Origin of the sequence: Actinacidiphila acididurans (assembly GCF_016918855.1) — a bacterium.
In the GTDB taxonomy this organism is placed as follows: Bacteria; Actinomycetota; Actinomycetes; order Streptomycetales; family Streptomycetaceae; genus Actinacidiphila; species Actinacidiphila acididurans.
In genome coordinates this window covers 14948-32919 of the sequence record NZ_JADKYB010000037.1, presented here as the reverse complement: position 1 = coordinate 32919, position 17972 = coordinate 14948, and the positions used below count along the sequence as shown (strand labels likewise).

Annotated in this window: 15 protein-coding genes; 7 read left to right on the top strand and 8 right to left on the bottom strand. The window is 71.6% G+C overall.

Features of this window, described 5'->3' with window-relative positions:
• Nucleotides 1-11 precede the first annotated feature (11 nt).
• From ITX44_RS38935 to ITX44_RS38905, 7 genes are all read right to left on the bottom strand, one after another.
• The gene (locus ITX44_RS38935) at nt 12-1835 is read right to left on the bottom strand and encodes a glycoside hydrolase family 3 protein (protein ID WP_205364448.1); all 1824 of its coding nucleotides are present in this window, start codon (nt 1833-1835) and stop codon (nt 12-14) included.
• 148 nt (nt 1836-1983) lie between these two features.
• The gene (locus ITX44_RS38930) at nt 1984-2337 is read right to left on the bottom strand and encodes a hypothetical protein (protein ID WP_205364446.1); all 354 of its coding nucleotides are present in this window, start codon (nt 2335-2337) and stop codon (nt 1984-1986) included.
• Nucleotides 2338-2713: 376 nt separating this feature from the next.
• Nucleotides 2714-3616 (bottom strand): LysR family transcriptional regulator, encoded by a 903-nt coding sequence (locus ITX44_RS38925; RefSeq protein WP_205364443.1) that lies wholly within the window; start codon nt 3614-3616, stop codon nt 2714-2716.
• A gap of 100 nt (nt 3617-3716) precedes the next feature.
• Nucleotides 3717-4514, bottom strand: a complete 798-nt coding sequence (locus tag ITX44_RS38920; protein ID WP_205364442.1) for a sugar phosphate isomerase/epimerase family protein — start codon at nt 4512-4514, stop codon at nt 3717-3719.
• Between the two features lie 42 nt (nt 4515-4556).
• Nucleotides 4557-5267: a vWA domain-containing protein gene (locus tag ITX44_RS38915; RefSeq protein WP_205364440.1), complete on the bottom strand. Its 711-nt coding sequence runs from the start codon at nt 5265-5267 to the stop codon at nt 4557-4559.
• Between the two features lie 166 nt (nt 5268-5433).
• Nucleotides 5434-6375 (bottom strand): bifunctional helix-turn-helix transcriptional regulator/GNAT family N-acetyltransferase, encoded by a 942-nt coding sequence (locus ITX44_RS38910; RefSeq protein WP_205364438.1) that lies wholly within the window; start codon nt 6373-6375, stop codon nt 5434-5436.
• Nucleotides 6376-6466: 91 nt separating this feature from the next.
• On the bottom strand, nt 6467-7558 hold the full coding sequence (locus ITX44_RS38905) for a LacI family DNA-binding transcriptional regulator (protein WP_205364436.1): 1092 nt from the start codon (nt 7556-7558) through the stop codon (nt 6467-6469).
• Nucleotides 7559-7870: 312 nt separating this feature from the next.
• Between ITX44_RS38905 and ITX44_RS38900 the strand changes: the two genes are divergently transcribed.
• The 7 genes from ITX44_RS38900 to ITX44_RS38870 all read left to right on the top strand — a co-directional run bounded on the left by ITX44_RS38900 (nt 7871) and on the right by ITX44_RS38870 (nt 17175).
• Nucleotides 7871-9022 carry a Gfo/Idh/MocA family protein gene (locus ITX44_RS38900; protein ID WP_205364434.1) on the top strand — a complete coding sequence of 384 codons (1152 nt, stop codon included), beginning with the start codon at nt 7871-7873 and terminating at the stop codon, nt 9020-9022.
• Entirely contained in the window at nt 9019-10170 is a 1152-nt protein-coding gene (locus ITX44_RS38895; RefSeq protein ID WP_205364432.1) for a dihydrodipicolinate synthase family protein, read from the top strand. Before ITX44_RS38900 ends, ITX44_RS38895 begins: the two co-directional genes overlap by 4 nt.
• Nucleotides 10167-11000 (top strand): sugar phosphate isomerase/epimerase family protein, encoded by an 834-nt coding sequence (locus ITX44_RS38890; protein ID WP_205364430.1) that lies wholly within the window; start codon nt 10167-10169, stop codon nt 10998-11000. The genes ITX44_RS38895 and ITX44_RS38890 overlap by 4 nt, the downstream gene beginning before the upstream one ends.
• 304 nt (nt 11001-11304) lie before the next feature.
• Nucleotides 11305-13527: an SF1B family DNA helicase RecD2 gene (recD2, locus tag ITX44_RS38885; protein ID WP_205364428.1), complete on the top strand. Its 2223-nt coding sequence runs from the start codon at nt 11305-11307 to the stop codon at nt 13525-13527.
• Nucleotides 13528-13651: 124 nt separating this feature from the next.
• Entirely contained in the window at nt 13652-14941 is a 1290-nt protein-coding gene (locus tag ITX44_RS38880) for a citrate synthase (protein ID WP_205364426.1), read from the top strand.
• Nucleotides 14942-15386: 445 nt separating this feature from the next.
• Nucleotides 15387-16136: an SDR family NAD(P)-dependent oxidoreductase gene (locus ITX44_RS38875; RefSeq protein WP_205364418.1), complete on the top strand. Its 750-nt coding sequence runs from the start codon at nt 15387-15389 to the stop codon at nt 16134-16136.
• A gap of 211 nt (nt 16137-16347) precedes the next feature.
• Complete coding sequence (locus ITX44_RS38870) at nt 16348-17175, top strand: DedA family protein (protein WP_205364416.1); 828 nt, start codon at nt 16348-16350, stop codon at nt 17173-17175.
• Nucleotides 17176-17244: 69 nt separating this feature from the next.
• Here ITX44_RS38870 and ITX44_RS38865 read toward each other — a convergent pair whose 3' ends face one another.
• On the bottom strand, nt 17245-17928 hold the full coding sequence (locus ITX44_RS38865; protein ID WP_307795693.1) for a TetR/AcrR family transcriptional regulator: 684 nt from the start codon (nt 17926-17928) through the stop codon (nt 17245-17247).
• Between the last annotated feature and the right edge of the window lie 44 nt (nt 17929-17972).

Sequence of the window (17972 nt, the reverse complement as noted above, 5' to 3'; positions counted from 1 at the left end):
GGCGAGCGGGGTCAGTACCCCAGGCCGTAGCCGATCGGGTAGAGCGGCGTGGCAGGATCGTCGGCGCGCGGCACCGCGACCGGGAGCCGGCCGGTCGGCCGGGCCCGGCCGGCGATGGCCCGGGCCACGGCGCGCATCGACACGTCGGTCCAGCCGTAGGCGGCCAGCGACGCGGCGGTGGGCGGCAGGAAGGCGATGTCGTAGGGGTTGCGGATCGCCACCTGGATCACCGGCACGCCGGTCGCGACCAGGGCCCGTACCAGGGCGATCTGCTCGGTGGTGGCAGCGGTGACGTTGTAGGTGCCCACGACCACCGCGTCCATGCCGCCGGCGGCGGCGACCGCCTGCGCGATCAGGGCCGGGCTCGGCGCGGTGCCGGTGGACAGGGCCCGCGCGGGATGGCCCAGTTCGGTCAGCGCCGCCGCCAGGACGGCGGTCGGTGGGCCGCCGGTGCCGGAGGGGGCGGCCGGGTCGGCGCCCACGACCAGTACTTGGCGGTGCGAGCGGCGGGGGAAGGGCAGTGATCGTGCGTCGTTGGCCAGCAGGGTGATGCCGTGGTCGGTGATCCGGTCGGCGGCGGCCAGGTGGGAGGGCGTCCCGACCACCCGGTCCACGCCCTCATGAGTGACGAAGGGCCGGCGGAACAGGCCCTTGCGCAGCTTCAGCGCCAGGATGCGGGTCAGCGAGACGTCGATGCGTTCCTCGGTCAGCTCGCCGGACGCCACCGCGTCCAGCACGCCCCGGAAGGCCACGTCCAGCAGCGGCGGGTTGAGCAACTGGTCCGCGCCCGCCTTCAGCGCCAGCACCGGCACCCGGTCGTCGCCGTACTTCTCCCGTACGCCGGCCATGTCGAGGGAGTCGGTGACCACCACTCCGTCGTAGCCGAGGCGTTCGCGCAGGACACCGGTGAGGATCGGGTGGGAGAGCGTCGCCGGGTCGCCGGAGCCGTCGAGTGCGGGCACCAGGATGTGCGCGGTCATGATCGAGTCGATGCCGGCGGCGACGGCCGCCTGGAACGGCGGCGCGTCGATGCTCTGCCACTGCTCCAGGGTGTGGGTGATGACCGGCAGCGCGTAGTGGCTGTCGGTGCCCGTGTCGCCGTGGCCGGGGAAGTGCTTGGCGGTGGCCGCGATTCCGGCGCTCTGGTAACCCCTGACCTGGGCGGCGGCCAGCGCGGCCACCGCCGCCGGGTCGGCGCCGAAGGACCGTACGCCGATCACCGGGTTGGCCGGGTTGATGTTGACGTCCGAGACAGGGGAGTAGTTCTGGTTGATGCCCATGGCGGCCAGTTCGGTGCCGATGATGCGGGCCGCGGTGCGGGCGTCGGCGGTGCTGCCGTCCGCACCGAGTGCCATGCCGCCCGCGAACAGCGTGGCCGGCGCCCCGACGCGTGCGACCGCACCCTGCTCCTGGTCGGTGGAGATCAGCAAGGGGATCGGGGTGCCGTGGGTGAGACCCGCCCGCTGGATGCCGTTGGACAGGTCGGCGATCTGGTGCGGGTTCTGGGTGTTGTGCGCCCAGCCGAAATAGATGATGCCGCCGAGGTGATAACGGGCGATCAGCTCGTCCGCGTTGGACACGCCCATCTGACTCTGGTTGGCGGCGACGTCGTCGGGGGCGGGGTCGGTCGCCGAACTCCCGTACACCCGCATCACGAACAACTGCCCCACCTTCTCCTCGATGCTCATCCGCCCGATGAGCGCGCGGATCCGGCGCCGGTCGGCGGCGCCGAGCGCATCCGCACGGGCGGCGGCCGAGGGGATTCCGGTGGCGAGCGCGGCCGAGATGGCAGCGGCGGTGGCGAGGACGGTACGGCGCGAAGGCCGGTCATGCATGACGAACTCCTTCCGGAACGGAGGAGAGTGCACGCTGAAGGAAACTTCCAGACCTCTCCAGATAACCGGGAACTTTCCGCCGGTGAATGCCTGGCGCGCTCCTTCGTCCGTCCTGCCTGCTCTGGCTGCCTCGCCTGCTGACCCCCGGTCAGGCGAACACCGGCCGCGCCGGTACGCGTTCCTTCGCCACCTCGAACACCACCGTGACCCGATACGGCGCGAAGCACTCCGCCGGTCCCTCCTCCCGGCCGACCCGCAACTCCATCCGGTCGCCCGTCATCACCAGGGACGCCGACGTGGCCCGGCCGCACCCGGTCGTCCGCGTCCACCCGACCAGGACCTTCCGTGAGAAGTCGGTCGCCGCGCCCGAAGCGGTGATCTCCCCGGCCGCCACCTGATCACCACCCGCGGCCTTTTCCGCGAACAGCCGCAGGCCGTCCCGGTCCCGCAGCACCTCGTGCAGACCGTCCGGTCCCCGCAACGCAGTGGAGAAGTACGCCACACGGGCCCCGGCGGAGTCACCAGAAGACGCCGTGGCCGTTGGCGTGGCCGACGGCGTGGTCGGCCCCGGCCCTCCGGACGGCGCCGACGACGGCACACCGTCTCCCGGACCGGCGGGCGGCCCTCCCGTCACGGTCGTACCGCCTCCACAGCCCACCGTCAGCCCGACCAGACACGCGGCGGCCACCAGTGCACTCGCGACACGGCTCACCTTCGCCATACCGGTGTGACGGGATCGACTGGACACCGGTTCCGTACCGCTGGCCGCGAGTCCACCCGTACCCGCACCCACTCCCGGCCGGCCTGCCCGGGAGCGAGCCGCTGTCGTCATCGGCCTCAGTGCCCGCATGCCCCGATCATCGGTGCCGCGGCACCGTTCAGGCGGCAGCCGACCAGTGCGCCCGCAACGTGTCGACCGCCGCGGTGATCGACGGCCTGCGCGCGGCGCCCGTCCGCCACAGCGCGTAGAGCCGGCGGACCGGCGCCGGATCCAGCGGACGCACCACCACCCCGTCGGGGATGGCGCCCCGTCCGAGCCTGGGCACCAGGGCGATTCCGAGCCCGGCCGCCACCAGCGCCACCTGCGTGCCGTACTCGCCGACCTGGTACGCCAGATCCGGCTCGGTCCCCGCCTCCCGCAACGTGCGCACCAGCCAGTCGTGACACACCGAACCGGCCGGCTGGCAGATCCAGCGCTCGCGGGCCAGGTCGGCCCGCACCAACGCCTCCCGGTCGGCCAGCGGGTGACCGGCCGGCAGCAGCACGTCGCAGTGGTCGTCCCCGATCACCGCCCGCTCCAGGCCGTCCGGCGCGGGCAGCGGGGCGATGTCCCAGTCGTGCGCCACGGCCAGGTCCACCACGCCGCGCGCCACCAGGTCCACCGACAGATGCGCGTCCACCTCGACCAGTCGCAGGTCGAGCAGCGGGTGGGCGGCGGTCAGTTCGGCCAGTACCGGAGGCAGCAACCCACAGGCCGCCGTGGGGAAGGCCGCCACCGTCAACTGTCCGGTCGGCCGGCCCCGCTGCTCCTCCAGCGCGACCTCGGCCGCCTCCACCAGCGACATCACCTGCCGGGCCGTGGACACCAGCAACTGCGCCGCGTCGGTGAGCACCACCCCGCGCCCCTGCCGCTCCAGCAGCACGGTTCTGGTCTCCCGCTCCAGCTTGGATATCTGCTGCGACACCGCGGACGGCGTGTACCCGAGCGCCGTCGCAGCCGCCGCCACCGAACCGTGGACGTGCACCGCGTGCAACGCCCTCAGCCGGGCCAGATCCAGCATGCCGTGATCCCTCCCTCCGTCCCGCCCTTCCCGCCCGCCCGGCTCGTCCCGCCGGCTCTGCCGGTTCCGGGCGGCGGCGCGGCCGGCCACCGCAGCCCGCTCAGGCCGACTCCAGCAGCAACCGGCTCAGATGCACCCGCCCCGGCCCCAGCAGTTCCGGCAGATCCGGGACCTGCGGATACCACCGCTTCTCGTACTCCCAGCACAGCCAGCCGTCCCAGTCGGCCCGGCTGAGCACCTCGACCGTCTCCGCCAGGGGCAGCACCCCCGCCCCCAACGGCAACGGCGTGGCGTCCGTCGCCGAGGCGATGTCCTTGACCTGCACATAACCCAGGTAGGGCGCGAGCACCGGATGGGTGACCGACGGCTGCTCCCCGGCCAGCCAGGTGTGCATCACGTCCCACAACGCGCCCACGGACTTGTGGCCCACCAGGCCCAGCACCCGCGCCACGTCGGCACCCGACCGGTGCGAGTCATGGGTCTCCAGCAGCACCCGTACCCCGAGGTCCTCGGCCAGGGGCGCCACGGCGGCCAGCCGCCGCGCCGCCATGGCGTCGGCCTGAGCGGTGGGCGAGTCCCCGCCGCCGGGGAACACCCGCACATGGGCCGCTCCCAGGTCCGCGGCCAGCCGCAGGGCGGCGCCGATCTCCTCCAGCACCGGGCTGTCGTCACCGGCGGCGGCCACCTTGGCGTAGGAGGCCACCGTCAGGATCTCGATGCCGGCCCGGCCGAACAGGTCCACCACCTCGCGCCGCTCGTCCGCGGTGAGCCCGGGGTGGACGGGCTCCTCGCTGCTCGCGCGCAGTTCGACCCCGTGGTAGCCGTGCTCGGTGGCGAGCCGCACGACCTGGTCGACGGGCAGTGCGGGGACCCCGAGGGTGGAGAAGGCGAGTCTCATTGGCCGGACACTAGGCACCGGGTCCGGCCCGGTCAACCGGGATCAGCCCCGGACGATGCCCTTCGCCCGGGCTGCCGCCAGCCATTCGGGGAACTCCGCCGTCAACTCGTCGTACAGGTCCCCGTCGGATATGGAGCGCGGGTCCGTGCCCGCCGCGAAGAACCCGGCGTTGTCGACCACCCGTTTGGCCGGTACCGGGAGTTCGTCCAGTCGGCGCAGGAAGCGGAACTCGTCGTCACCGAATCCGACGAACTGCCAGAACAACGGCAGCTCCGCCGCCCGGCACAGCACGTCGACCGCCGCCCTCCTGCTGCTCGGCCCGCCGTCGGTCTGGAACACCACGAAGGCAGGTGCGGTGGCCCCGGACCGCTCGTAGTGTCCGATCACCGCCTCCATCGCGGCGGCGTAGTCGGTGCGGCCCATGTGACCGTACGCCTCGTTGAGCTTGGTGATCCGTCCCTCGTAGTCGGTGAGCGACACCTCGGCGACTCCGTCCACCTCGGTGGAGAAGAAGACCACCGGCACAATGCCGTCGTCGTCGAAGTGCGCGGCCAGCCCCAGGACCTGCTCGGCCAGGTGCTGCACGGTGCCGTCCCGGTAGAACGGCCGCATGCTCCCCGACCGGTCCAGCACCAGGTAGACGGCGGCCCGCTCGCCGGACAGCCGGTGCTTGTCCAGGCTCACCGCGGCCTGCTTGTACAGGCTCACCAGACCCGGCGCGGTCCGGGCCACCTTCTCCATCGAAACGGCCATCGTCTCCCCCTTGCCTTGCCGTGCTCTGCCCCGCGGCGCCCACGCGTCGGCCCTCATGCCCGGGCCCTCACGCTCCGGCCCCGCGCCACGGCACCGAGCGGCCCTGTCACCGACGCGACAGTCACCGGACGCCCCTGCCCCCGAGCGGCCCTGCCGGGCGCGGCGGTCAGCGCCCGTCCGGTGCCGTCGCCAGCACCAGCTTCCAGTCCTGTCCGACGAGGTCGTGGCCGAAGCTGTGGTGCGGCCGCTCGGCGACGAGTTCGAACCCCGCGCGCTGGTAGATCCTGCGGGCGTCGGCCAGTATGTCATTCGTCCACAGGACGATTTCGGCGTACCCGGCCGAGCGCGCGAAGGCGATGCATTCGTCCACCAGCCGGCCCCCGATCCCATGGCCCCGGGCCGACGGGTCCACCAGCAGCAGCCGCAGCCGCGCGGTGTCTGGTGCCTCGTCCCGCACGCAGAACACGCACCCGGCGCGCTCGCCGTCGAGTTCGGCTATCCACGCGGCCTCGCGTTCCGGGTCCCGGGTGGCCGCGAAGTCCGCGACGATCCGGGCGACCAGCGCCTCGTACTCCTCGTTCCAGCCGAACTCGGCCGCGTACACCGCCGCGTTGCGCTCGATGACCCAGCCCAGGTCGCCGGGGCGGGTGCCGCGCACCACCACCCGGGGGCGGCTGCGGGGGCGCTCGCCGTCACGCAGTATGTCCCGCACGGTCCGCATCGCCTCGGTCAGCCGCGGCCGGTCCTCGGCCGCTATCTTTCCCACGAGGGTGCCCACCGCCTCCTGCGACCGCTCCTCCAGCAGCGCCGCCGCCCGCCTGCCCTGCGGGGTCAGCTCTATCCGCTGCCGCCGGGCGTCCTTGTCCGAGGGACCGCGCGTGACGAGCTGCTGCTCCTCGAACTTGCCGAGCATCCGGCTCAGATGACCCGCGTCCAGCGACAGCTCGACCCGCAGGTCGGCGGCGTCGGTGTGCGGGGCATGCGCCAGCTCGTACAGCACGCGCGCCTCGGTGAGGGTGAACGGTGTGTGCAGGTGGCGGCTGTAGTCCAGCGCGCCGATGAGGTTGGTGTAGAAGCGGTTGAACTCTCGGATCTCCTCGACGGCCATGGCCCCTCCCGCGTGCGTTTCTTTGACTGAGTCAAAGGTAGACCCATGGCGGAACTCGGCGCGCGGGCTTTTCACCGCCCTGTGGAAAACTTCAGGAACCGCTGGTCACGGGCGGTGCGGTGGATGCGCGGACGATGAGTTCGGTGGTGATTGTGGCCACCCCGCCCGGCGGAGGGGACTGCCGTCCCATCGCCAGCCGGCCCGCCCGTGTCCCGGCCTCGGCCAGTGGGATCCGCACGGTGGTGAGGGCAGGGCAGGCGTCCGCGCTGAACGGCAGGTCGTCGAAGCCGGCCACCGACACATCATCCGGAATGCTCAGCCCGCGGTCGCGCAGCGCCGCGCAAACGCCCAGCGCCACCGAGTCGTTGGCGGCCACGATCGCGGTCAGTCGCGGCTCCCTGCGCAACAGCTCCAGTGCGGCGTCGTACCCCGAGGGCCGGTCGTAACTGCCGTGCACCGTCAGACGCAGCGCGCCCGCCCCCTCGGGGGTGTCCGGGCCGAGCCCGCGGGCGGCCAGGGCTTCGCGGTGGCCCTCCAGGCGGTGCCGGGTGGTGCTGCGCTCGACCGGGCCGGCGACGTAACCGATCCTGCGGTGGCCCAGGGATAGCAGATGCTCGGTCAGCCGCCGGGCCCCGCCGCGGTTGTCGAAGGTGACCGTCGTCACCGGCGGGCCGTCGTCCGGCCCGGTGAGGGGCGGCCGGCCGCACAGGACGATGCGGGTGCCCGAGGCGGCGAGCCGGACCAGCCGTGCCCTGACCGCCGCCGTGTGCTCCTCGCTCTCCACGGCGCCGCCGGTGAGCACCACGCCCGCGGCCCGCTGGCGTTCGAGCAGCGTGAGATACGTCAGCTCCGCCTCGGGGGAGCCGCCGGTGTTGCAGACGACGGCCAGCTTGCCGCCGCCGCCCCGCTGCGCGGCCCCCGCCCCTATCTCGGTCTGCAGCGCGCTCGCCAGGATGCCGAAGAACGGGTCGGCCACGTCGTTGACCAGCACGCCCACCAGGTCCGAGGTCGCCGCGGCAAGGGCGCGCGCCTGGCCGTTGACGACGTAGTCCAGTTCCTCCACGGCGCGCTGCACGCGTTCCCGGGTGCTCCCGGACACGGGGTAGTTGCCGTTCAGGACCCGGGAGACGGTCGCCGAGGACACCCCGGCGCGCGCTGCGACATCGGCCAGAGTCACTGCCATCTCGGTGGGGTCCTCCTCGTGGGGGTCGCAAGCGCCGCGCCGGTACGCGCACCCGTGCGATCTGCGCCGGCCGCGGCTCATGCTCTCATTTCGCGGCGCCCGGCGGGAGCGGGCCCGGCTCGTCCGCTCTGTCGGCTGCTTGCGGCACAGCGCAGTAAGCGCTTACTCCCACGATCATTGGCCCCCTTGCTCAACCTGCTCCCGCCCGGCTAGCGTGAGGTGGGAGAAAGCGCTTGCTATCAGCGTACGAGCACGTCACCGCAGTCCGCCCATCGGCGGCCGCGGTCGTCGTGGCATAGCCGAGGAGGGGACATGACCCGCAAGGCCGTGCGGATCGCCATGAACGGCGTCACCGGACGCATGGGTTACCGGCAGCACCTGGTCCGGTCCGTGCTCAGCCTGCGCGAGCAGGGCGGACTCGATCTCGGCGACGGCACCCGGCTGTGGCCCGAGCCGGTGCTGGTGGGCAGGCGGGAGGCCGCGCTGCGGGACATCGCCGAGCGGCACGGGATCGAGCACTGGACCACCGACCTGGACTCGGTACTGGAAGACCCGTCAGTGGAGATCTATTTCGACGCCCAGGTGACGGCTGCCCGCGAGGAAGCGGTGGCGAAGGCGATCGCGGCGGGCAAGCACATCTACTGCGAGAAGCCCACCGCCACGACCCTGTCCGGCGCCCTGGAACTGGCCCGGCTGGCCACCGCGGCCGGCGTGAAGCACGGGGTGGTGCAGGACAAGCTCTTCCTGCCGGGTCTGCGCAAGCTCAGGCGCCTGGTCGACGGCGGATTCTTCGGCCGGATCCTCTCCATCCGCGGCGAGTTCGGCTACTGGGTCTTCGAGGGCGACTGGCAGCCCGCCCAGCGTCCGTCGTGGAACTACCGCGCCGAGGACGGCGGCGGCATCGTGCTCGACATGTTCCCGCACTGGGAGTACGTGCTGCACGAGCTCTTCGGGCCGATCCGTACCGTCCAGGCGGTCACAGCCACCCATGTCCCGCAGCGCTGGGACGAGCAGAGCAAGCCGTACGACGCCACCGCCGACGACGCCGCGTACGGCATCTTCCAGTTGGAGGGCGGGGCGGTGGCCCAGATCAACTCCTCGTGGGCGGTGCGCGTCCACCGCGACGAACTGGTGGAGTTCCAGGTGGACGGCACCCACGGCTCGGCAGTCGCCGGCCTGCGCAACTGCCGCGCGCAGCACCGCTCGGCCACCCCGCGGCCGGTGTGGAATCCCGACCTGCCCGCTACGGAGACCTTCCGTGCCCAGTGGCAGGAGGTGCCGGACAACACCGAGTTCGACAACGGCTTCAAGGCGCAGTGGGAGCTGTTCCTGCGTCATGTGGTGCTGGACGAACCCTGGCAGTGGGACCTGCTGGCCGGCGCGCGCGGGTTGCAACTGGCCGAACTCGGCCTGAGGTCCGCGGCCGAGGGCCGCCGCTTCGACGTGCCGGAGCTGTCGCTGTGACCATCGTGCTGCCCACCGGGACCGGCCGGTCGGTCACCTATGTGCCGCGTTCGGAACCCGTCACCCATGCGACGCAATTGCCGTTGCGCAGTCGCGTCGTGTACTCCGCCGCGCACGTCGTCGCCGATCCGCTCGCCGCCGCCGCGGACGCGCCGGCGGCCGTCGACTGGGACGCCACCCTCGCCTTCCGCCGCCACCTGTGGGCGCACGGACTCGCGGTGGCCGAGGCCATGGACACGGCGCAGCGCGGCATGGGGCTGGACTGGCCCGCCGCCGCCGAACTGATCCGCAGGTCGTCGGCCGAGGCGGCCGCGGTGGGCGGGCGTATCGCCTCCGGGGTGGGCACCGACCAGCTCGCCCCGGCGAGCACCATGGCCGAGGTCACGGCCGCCTACGAGGAGCAGTTGGCGGTGGTCGAGGCGGCCGGGTCCCAGGTGATCCTGATGGCGTCGCGCGCCCTGGCCGCCGTCGCCAAAGGGCCGGACGACTACCTGGAGGTGTACGGGCGGCTGCTGCGCCAGTCGTCCGATCCGGTGATCCTGCACTGGCTCGGCCCGATGTTCGACCCGGCGCTGGAGGGCTACTGGGGCAGTGCCGACCTCGACGCCGCCACCGAGACCTTCCTCGACGTGATCGCCGCGCACCCGGACAAGGTCGACGGGGTCAAGATCTCCCTGCTCGACGCGGACCGCGAGGTGGCGCTGCGCCGCCGCCTGCCGGCCGGCGTCCGCTGCTACACCGGCGACGACTTCCACTACCCGCAGCTCATCGAGGGCGACCGGCACGGTTTCAGCCACGCCCTGCTCGGCATCTTCGACCCGCTGGCCCCCGTGGCCGGCGCGGCCGTCAGCAGACTCGACACCGGGGACGCGGCCGGATTCCGCGGGCTGCTCGATCCCACCGTGGAACTCTCCCGCCACCTGTTCGGCGCACCGACCCGCTTCTACAAGACCGGTGTCGTCCTGCTCGCCTGGCTGGCCGGGCACCAGTCGCACTTCACCATGGTGGGCGGTCTGCAGTCCGCGCGCTCCCTGCCGCATCTGGCGCGGGCGTACGAACTTGCCGACCGCGCCGGCCTGTTCCCCGACCCGCACCTGGCGGAGCACCGGATGCGCGCTCTGCTGAACCTGCACGGGGTGGACGCATGACACCGGACCTGGCCCGCCTGAGCATCAATCAGGAGACGCTGAAGCAGTGGTCGCTGCCGGAACTGGCCGCGGGCTGCGTGGCTGCCGGTATCGGATCGGTCGGCCTGTGGCGCGCCCCCGTGCAGGAGTACGGCGTCGAGCGCACCGCGGCTCTGATGCGCGCTTACGGGCTGAGCGTCACCTCCCTGTGCCGCGGCGGCTTCTTCACCGCGGCCGACACCGGCTCGCGCGCCGCCGCCCTGGACGACAACCGGGCGGCGATCGACGAGGCCGCGGCACTGGGCACCGACACCCTGGTGCTGGTCAGCGGCGGCCTGCCGGACGGCGACCGGGACATCGCCGCCGCCCGCGAGCGGGTGGCGGAGGCCATCGCCGACCTCGCCCCCTACGCCGCGGAGCGCGGGGTGCGGCTGGCAGTCGAGCCGCTGCACCCGATGTACGCGGCCGACCGCTGCGTGATCTCCACCCTCGGCCAGGCCCTCGACATCGCCGAGCGCTTCCCCGCGGCGCAGGTCGGCGTCGTGGTGGACACGTACCACCTGTGGTGGGACGACCGGACGCCGGAGGGGATCGCACGGGCCGGCGCCGGCGGCCGGATCGCCTGCTTCCAGGTGGCCGACTGGGTGACGCCGCTGCCCGCAGGAGTGCTGCTCGGGCGCGGCCAACTCGGCGATGGATGCGTCGACTTGCGCGGGCTGCGGGAGCTCGTCGACGCCGCGGGCTACCGGGGAGCCGTCGAAGTGGAGATCTTCAACCCGGCGTTGTGGGCCCGGGACGGCGCCGAAGTGCTCGCGGAAACCTCCGACCGCTACGCGCGCCACGTGGCCTGAAAAAATCTTGGGAGATTTGGCGTCCGTAGTACAACCCTTCCTCTGCGTGGCCGGTCGTACATGGCATCACGGCTCCCAGGAGGGGTTCAGGGAGCCGGGCAGGAAAAACGCCCGAGGGGGGCTTCGGGGGTTGGAGGGGGAGTACGAGAGGGGTCCGGCGGTCGCCGGGCCCCCTTCGTCTTTCCGGCCGGGCCGGCGGAGCGGCCGAGTTTTCCACAGGCCGTGCCCGGCGTCCCCACGGGCTGTCCGTGTCTGACGGTACCTTCGGAACGGATCACTGCCGGAGCCGGAGGGAGGCCGGGGCATGGGGGAGACACCGCACCTTTCCGTGCTGGAAGGCGTCCTGGAACGGATCACGTACGCCAACGAGGACAACGGCTACACGGTCGCGCGGGTGGACACCGGCCGCGGCTCCGGGGACCTGCTGACGGTGGTCGGCGCGCTGCTCGGCGCGCAGCCGGGCGAATCCCTGCGGATGCACGGCCGCTGGGGCTCGCACCCGCAGTACGGCAAGCAGTTCATGGTCGAGAACTACACGACGGTCCTGCCGGCCACGATCCAGGGCATCCGCCGCTATCTGGGGTCGGGGCTGATCAAGGGCATCGGGCCGCGGATCGCCGAGCGCATCGTCGACCATTTCGGCACCGGCACGCTGGAGATCATCGAGAGCGAGCCGACCCGCCTGATCGAGGTGCCCGGTCTCGGTCCCAAACGCACGAAGCTGATCGCCGCCGCCTGGGAGGAGCAGAAGGCGATCAAGGAGGTGATGCTGTTCCTGCAGGGCGTGGGCGTGTCCACGTCCATCGCGGTCCGGATCTACAAGACCTACGGTGACGCGTCGATCTCCGTGGTGAAGAACCAGCCCTACCGGCTGGCCGCCGAGGTCTGGGGCATCGGCTTCCTGACCGCCGACCGGCTCGCCCAGGCCGTCGGCATACCCCACGACAGCCCGGAGCGGGTCAAGGCCGGTCTGCAGTACGCCCTGTCGCAGGCCACCGACAACGGCAACTGCTACCTGCCGCAGGAGCGGCTGATCGCCGACTCGGTCAAGCTCCTCCAGGTCGACACCGGCTTGGTGATCGACTGCCTGGGCGAGCTCGCCGACGAGGAGGGAGTGGTCCGCGAGCAGGTGCCCGCCCCGGACGGCGACGGCGAGCCGGTCAGGGCCGTGTACCTGGTGCCCTTCCACCGCGCCGAGATATCGCTGGCCGCACAGGTGCTGCGGCTGCTGCGCGGCCCGGAGGACCGGCTGCCGGCCTTCCGGAACGTGGAGTGGGACAAGGCGCTGTCCTGGCTCGGCCGCACCACCGGGGCCGACCTCGCCCCGGAGCAGGAGCAGGCGGTGCGGCTGGCGCTCACCGAGAAGGTCGCGGTGCTCACCGGCGGTCCCGGCTGCGGCAAGTCCTTCACCGTCCGCTCGATCGTGACGCTCGCCCTGGCCAAGAAGGCCAAGGTGGTGCTGGCCGCCCCGACCGGGCGGGCGGCCAAGCGGCTGGCCGAGCTGACCGGCGCCGAGGCGTCCACCGTGCACCGGCTGCTGGAGCTCAAGCCCGGCGGCGACGCCGCGTACGACAAGGACCGGCCGCTGGACGCGGACCTGGTGGTGGTCGACGAGGCGTCGATGCTGGACCTGCTGCTGGCGAACAAGCTGGTCAAGGCGGTGCCGCCGGGCGCGCACCTGCTGTTCGTCGGGGACGTGGACCAGTTGCCCAGCGTCGGCGCGGGGGAGGTGCTGCGGGATCTGCTGGCGCCGTCCGGCCCGGTTCCAGCGGTACGGCTGACCCGGATCTTCCGGCAGGCCCAGCAGTCCGGGGTGGTGACCAACGCGCACCGGATCAATTCCGGCCTGCCACCGGTCACCCAGGGACTGCCGGACTTCTTCCTCTTCGCGGAGGAGGACTCGGAGGAGGCCGGCCGGCTCACGGTGGACGTGGTGGCGCGGCGGATCCCGGCCCGGTTCGGCCTGGACCCGCGGCGGGACGTACAGGTGCTTACCCCGATGCACCGCGGCCCGGCGGGCGCGGGCGTGCTGAACGGACTCCTTCAGCAGGCCGTGACGCCCGCCCGCCCGGACCTGCCCGAGCGACGGTTCGGTGGTCGTACATTCCGCGTGGGAGACAAAGTCACTCAGATCAGAAATAATTATGAAAAAGGCGCCAATGGAGTGTTCAACGGCACGGTCGGTGTGGTCACCGGTCTTGACACAGTCGAGCAGCGGCTGACCGTCCGTACCGACGAGGACGAGGAAATCGATTACGACTTCGACGAGCTCGACGAGTTGGCCCACGCGTACGCGGTGACCATCCACCGTTCCCAGGGCAGCGAGTATCCGGCGGTAGTGATCCCTGTCACCACGGGGGCATGGATGATGCTTCAGCGGAATCTGCTCTACACCGCCGTTACACGGGCGAAACGGCTGGTCGTCCTGGTCGGCTCGCGCCGCGCGATCGGTCAGGCGGTACGCACGCTCTCCGCGGGTAAGCGCTACACGGCTCTCGACCACCGGCTGTCCCTGGGCGCAAAATAGGCACTCAGTGCCACCTTTCGGCCCGATGGCCGACCCCGAGTGCACACCACCGTGGCAAATGGGGGACAGTGGACGTAGTCAGGGCACCTCGAAGAAGAGGCAACACCGTCGGTGAGGGAATGACGTGAGCGACAACTCTGTAGTACTGCGGTACGGGGACAACGAGTACAGCTACCCCGTTGCGGACAGCACCGTCGGCGACAAGGGCTTCGACATCGGCAAGCTGCGTGCCGACACCGGTCTGGTCACCCTGGACAGCGGCTACGGCAACACCGCGGCCTACAAGTCCGCGATCACGTTCCTCGACGGCGAGCAGGGCATCCTGCGCTACCGCGGGTACCCGATCGAGCAGCTCGCCGAGCGCGGCACGTTCCTGGAGACCGCTTACCTGCTGATCAACGGGGAGCTCCCGACCGTCGACCAGCTCGCGGACTTCAAACGCGAGATCACCAAGCACACCCTCCTGCACGAGGACGTCAAGCGGTTCTACGACGGTTTCCCGCGTGACGCCCACCCCATGGCGATGCTCTCGTCCGTGGTCAGCGCTCTGTCGACCTTCTACCAGGACAGCCACAACCCGTTCGACCCCGAGCAGCGCCACCTGTCCACGATCCGGCTGCTCGCCAAGCTGCCGACCATCGCGGCGTACGCGTACAAGAAGTCCGTCGGCCAGCCCGTGGTCTACCCGCGCAACGACCTGGGCTACGTCGAGAACTTCCTGCGGATGACCTTCGCGGTGCCGGCCGAGGAGTACGAACTCGACCCGATCGTGGTCAGCGCCTTGGACAAGCTGTTCATCCTGCACGCCGACCACGAGCAGAACTGCTCCACCTCGACCGTCCGCCTGGTCGGATCGTCGCAGGCCAACCAGTTCGCCTCGATCTCGGCGGGCATCAACGCCCTGTGGGGCCCGCTGCACGGCGGCGCCAACCAGTCGGTGCTGGAGATGCTGGAGCGCATCCAGGCCGACGGCGGCGACGTGGACACCTTCATCCGCAAGGTGAAGAACAAGGAAGACGGCGTGAAGCTCATGGGCTTCGGGCACCGCGTCTACAAGAACTTCGACCCCCGGGCGAAGATCATCAAGTCCGCGGCGCACGACGTCCTCTCCGCCCTGGGCAAGTCCGACGAGCTGCTCGACATCGCGCTGCGGCTCGAGGAGCACGCCCTGAGCGACGACTACTTCGTCTCCCGCAAGCTCTACCCGAACGTGGACTTCTACACCGGCCTGATCTACCGGGCGATGGGCTTCCCGACCAGCATGTTCACCGTGCTGTTCGCCATCGGCCGGCTGCCCGGCTGGATCGCCCAGTGGCACGAGATGATCAAGGAGCCGGGTTCCCGGATCGGCCGTCCGCGGCAGATCTACACCGGCATCGTCACCCGCGACTACGTACCGGTCGAGGCCCGCTGAGGCGAGCCCCGTAGTAGGCCGGCCGGGCCCGCCCGGCCGGCCACCCGGCAGAAGAAGCGCCCCGCGCAGGATCCCCCCACGGGTCCGGCACGGGGCGCTCCCGTCTCCCGGCGCGGATCCCCCCACGGGTCCGAACCGGGCGTTTTTGTCGGCGGTTGCGCCGCCGGCCGGGGCGGACTGCCCGGGATGGCCGCTCAAGCTCCCCGGACGTCGCCCCGGCGACGCATCGGGCCGTCCCCCACGACAGCCCTTTTCGCAACCCCCTCACCGGCTCCGCCGGAAGCACGGTGTTCACGACATAAGACCCGCGAACCACCTTAATGGTTACCCGGTCCGCTGTGTGATCTACGTCTCTCGGTGGAACCGTGTTTTCGCAGGCTACCCCGCGCGCGGCCGATCGAGACCGATCCCGTAGCGTGCTGTCTCCTCTACAGGGGCGGAGCACATGTCAGAGAACGGGAAAGCGGTCCGCAACATCGTGGTGACCGGTGGGGGCACGGGCATCGGGCGGGCGATCGCGACGCGGTTCGCGGAGGACGGGCACAGCGTCACCATCGTCGGACGGCGCCGGGAGGTCCTGCGCACGACCGCGGACGAGCTGCACGGCGAGCGCGGCCTGGACGTCACCCCTGTGGTGTGTGATCTGGCGGACCCCGACGCGGTGGAGGGCGCGCTGCCGCAGCTCCCGGACCGGGTGGACGTCCTGGTCAACAGCGCGGGCAGCCGCGAGCTGGCGGTCGGCGCGGGACCGCACGGCCTGCTGGCCCGCTGGCGCGGCGACTTCGAGCGCAATGTGCTGACCGCGGTCCTGGTCACCGAGTCGCTGCGGGACCGTTTCAGCAGCGACTCGGGCCGGGTGGTCACTGTGACGTCCGTGGCGGCGCTGCGCGGCGGCGGCTCGTACGGCGCCTCCAAGGCCGCTCTGCACGCCTGGAACCACTCGCTCGCCGCCCAGCTCGGCCCGCAGGGCGTGACCTGCAACATCGTCGCTCCGGGCACGGTGGCCGGCACCGAGTTCTTCGGGTCGCGGCTGAACCAGGCGGAGCTGACCAGACGGGCCGGGCGCACCCTGGTGGGCCGGGTCGGCCGCCCGGACGACGTGGCGGCGGCGGTACTCTTCCTCGCCTCGCCGGAAGCCGGTTTCATCACCGGCGAGATCCTGCAGTGCAACGGCGGCGAGCTGCTCGGCCGCTGACTTCTCCCCGGGTGGCACGGCGGTGGCACGGCGGGCGCGGTGTACGGCAGTTCGGCCGGCGCTACGCCCGGGGGAGGACGCGGACTGCGACCGGAGAATGAATCGTGCTGGGAATCCCCGGGGAGTTCCCGGATCCGCCCGAAAGCGGCTTGCCCGATCCGTGTGATCGCTGCGAGCGTGTTACCCGAGGGGCGGGAAGAGGGGCGGAGGTATGGACGTTGCACTGAGCGTGTCGTCACTGGACTTCACCTCAGGACTTGCTGACCACCTCCGGGGTGGGCATGTCGTATGGGCGTACGCCCTGCTGGCGCTCACCACGGCGCCGCCGCTCGTCCCCAACGCGGTGCTGCTGGTCACCGGCGGTGTGATGGCCGCCGAGGGCCACCTGAACATCGCGCTGGTGCTGCTGGTGGTCGCGGGCAGCGCCGTCATGGGCGACATGGTGATCCATCGGTCCGGGCGGGCCATGAGCGGCCGCGTCGTCAGCCGGATGCGCCGCAGACCCCGCCGCGCCGCCCTGCTCCGGTGGGCCGCGCTGCGTATACAGCGCCACGGCGTGCCCTTCGTGATCGGCGTGCGGTTCCTGCCCAGCGGCCGGGTGGTCGGTGGCCTGGCGGCGGGCGTGATGCGCTACCCGGCCCGCAAGTACGTGATCGGCGCCGGAGTGGCGGAGACCGTCTGGGCCTCCTACTCGGTGGGCGCCGGGTACCTCACCGGAGAGGCCGCCTCCAACTCCTTCTACGCGCTGAGCCTGGGCCTGGGCATATCGCTGGGCGTGGCCGGGGTCGGCACTGTGGCGCAGTGGGTCTCCCACTCCCGTGAGCGGCGGCTGCCGAGCGCCGCGGGGCTGCCGGGCGCGGCCGTACGGCCCTCGGCGGTGGTTGCCGCGTCCATCGCGCCGCCGGACGCCTCCGGCACGGCGCCACCGACGGCCGACGGCGGGCCGGGCACCGTACCGGCTCCCGCCGCTTCGTCCGACGATGCGGACAAGGACGAGCCGTGTCCGCTGATCGGCAATGCGAGTAGCCCGGACGGGTGATTCATTCCGCGGCGGGTGGTCCGGCGGGTCGTACGACAACGACTCGCCGGACGACCCGCTGCCGCGTGTTCAGTGGGTTGCTGTCCCGGCGGGTACGTCCCGGGCCCCGGTGATGTCCGGCGCGTCCGGCATGGCCTCCGTGCCGACGTACGGCGCCAGGTAGCGGAAGAGCATGCCCTTCATCTCCCGTTCGTAGGCGGCGCGCTCGGGACCTTCGTGCTGGGCGATCAGGTCCAGCCCCGTCTTGAACATGGCGAACGACATCTGGGCGATGAGGGCGCGCTCCGCCGTGGACAGGTCGGGCGTGCGCACGCCGATCATGTCGGTCACGCTCTGCAGAAGTGCCACGTGCAGCACGTCGTGGTCCTCGGCGACTCTGCCAGGGGCGTCCGGGCTCTTGAGCAGCGCGAGCAGCGCCAGGTTGTCGTCGCAGAACTCGATGAACGGGTCGGTCACCGCGTCGATCAGGCGGTCCAGCGGCAGCCGGGCGTTCTCCGCGGTGAAGATCCGGCCGTGGGTCGACTCCATCTCCGCGATGAGCTGCGTGCTCAGCTCGACCGCGATGGCTTCCTTGTTCGGGAAGAACTGGTAGAGCGTGCCCGGCGAGACGCCCGCCTCGCGCGCGATCGCGCTCGTGCTGGACGCGGTGTAGCCCTGCACGCAGAACACCCGGGCGGCAGCCTCCAGCAATTGGTTGATGCGCCGCTCGCCGCGTGCCTGCCGCCGGCGCGGCCTGTCGTCCGCCTCGGACACGTTGACTCCCAGGAAGGATTGACAAACACGAGGGGTCGCTCGCA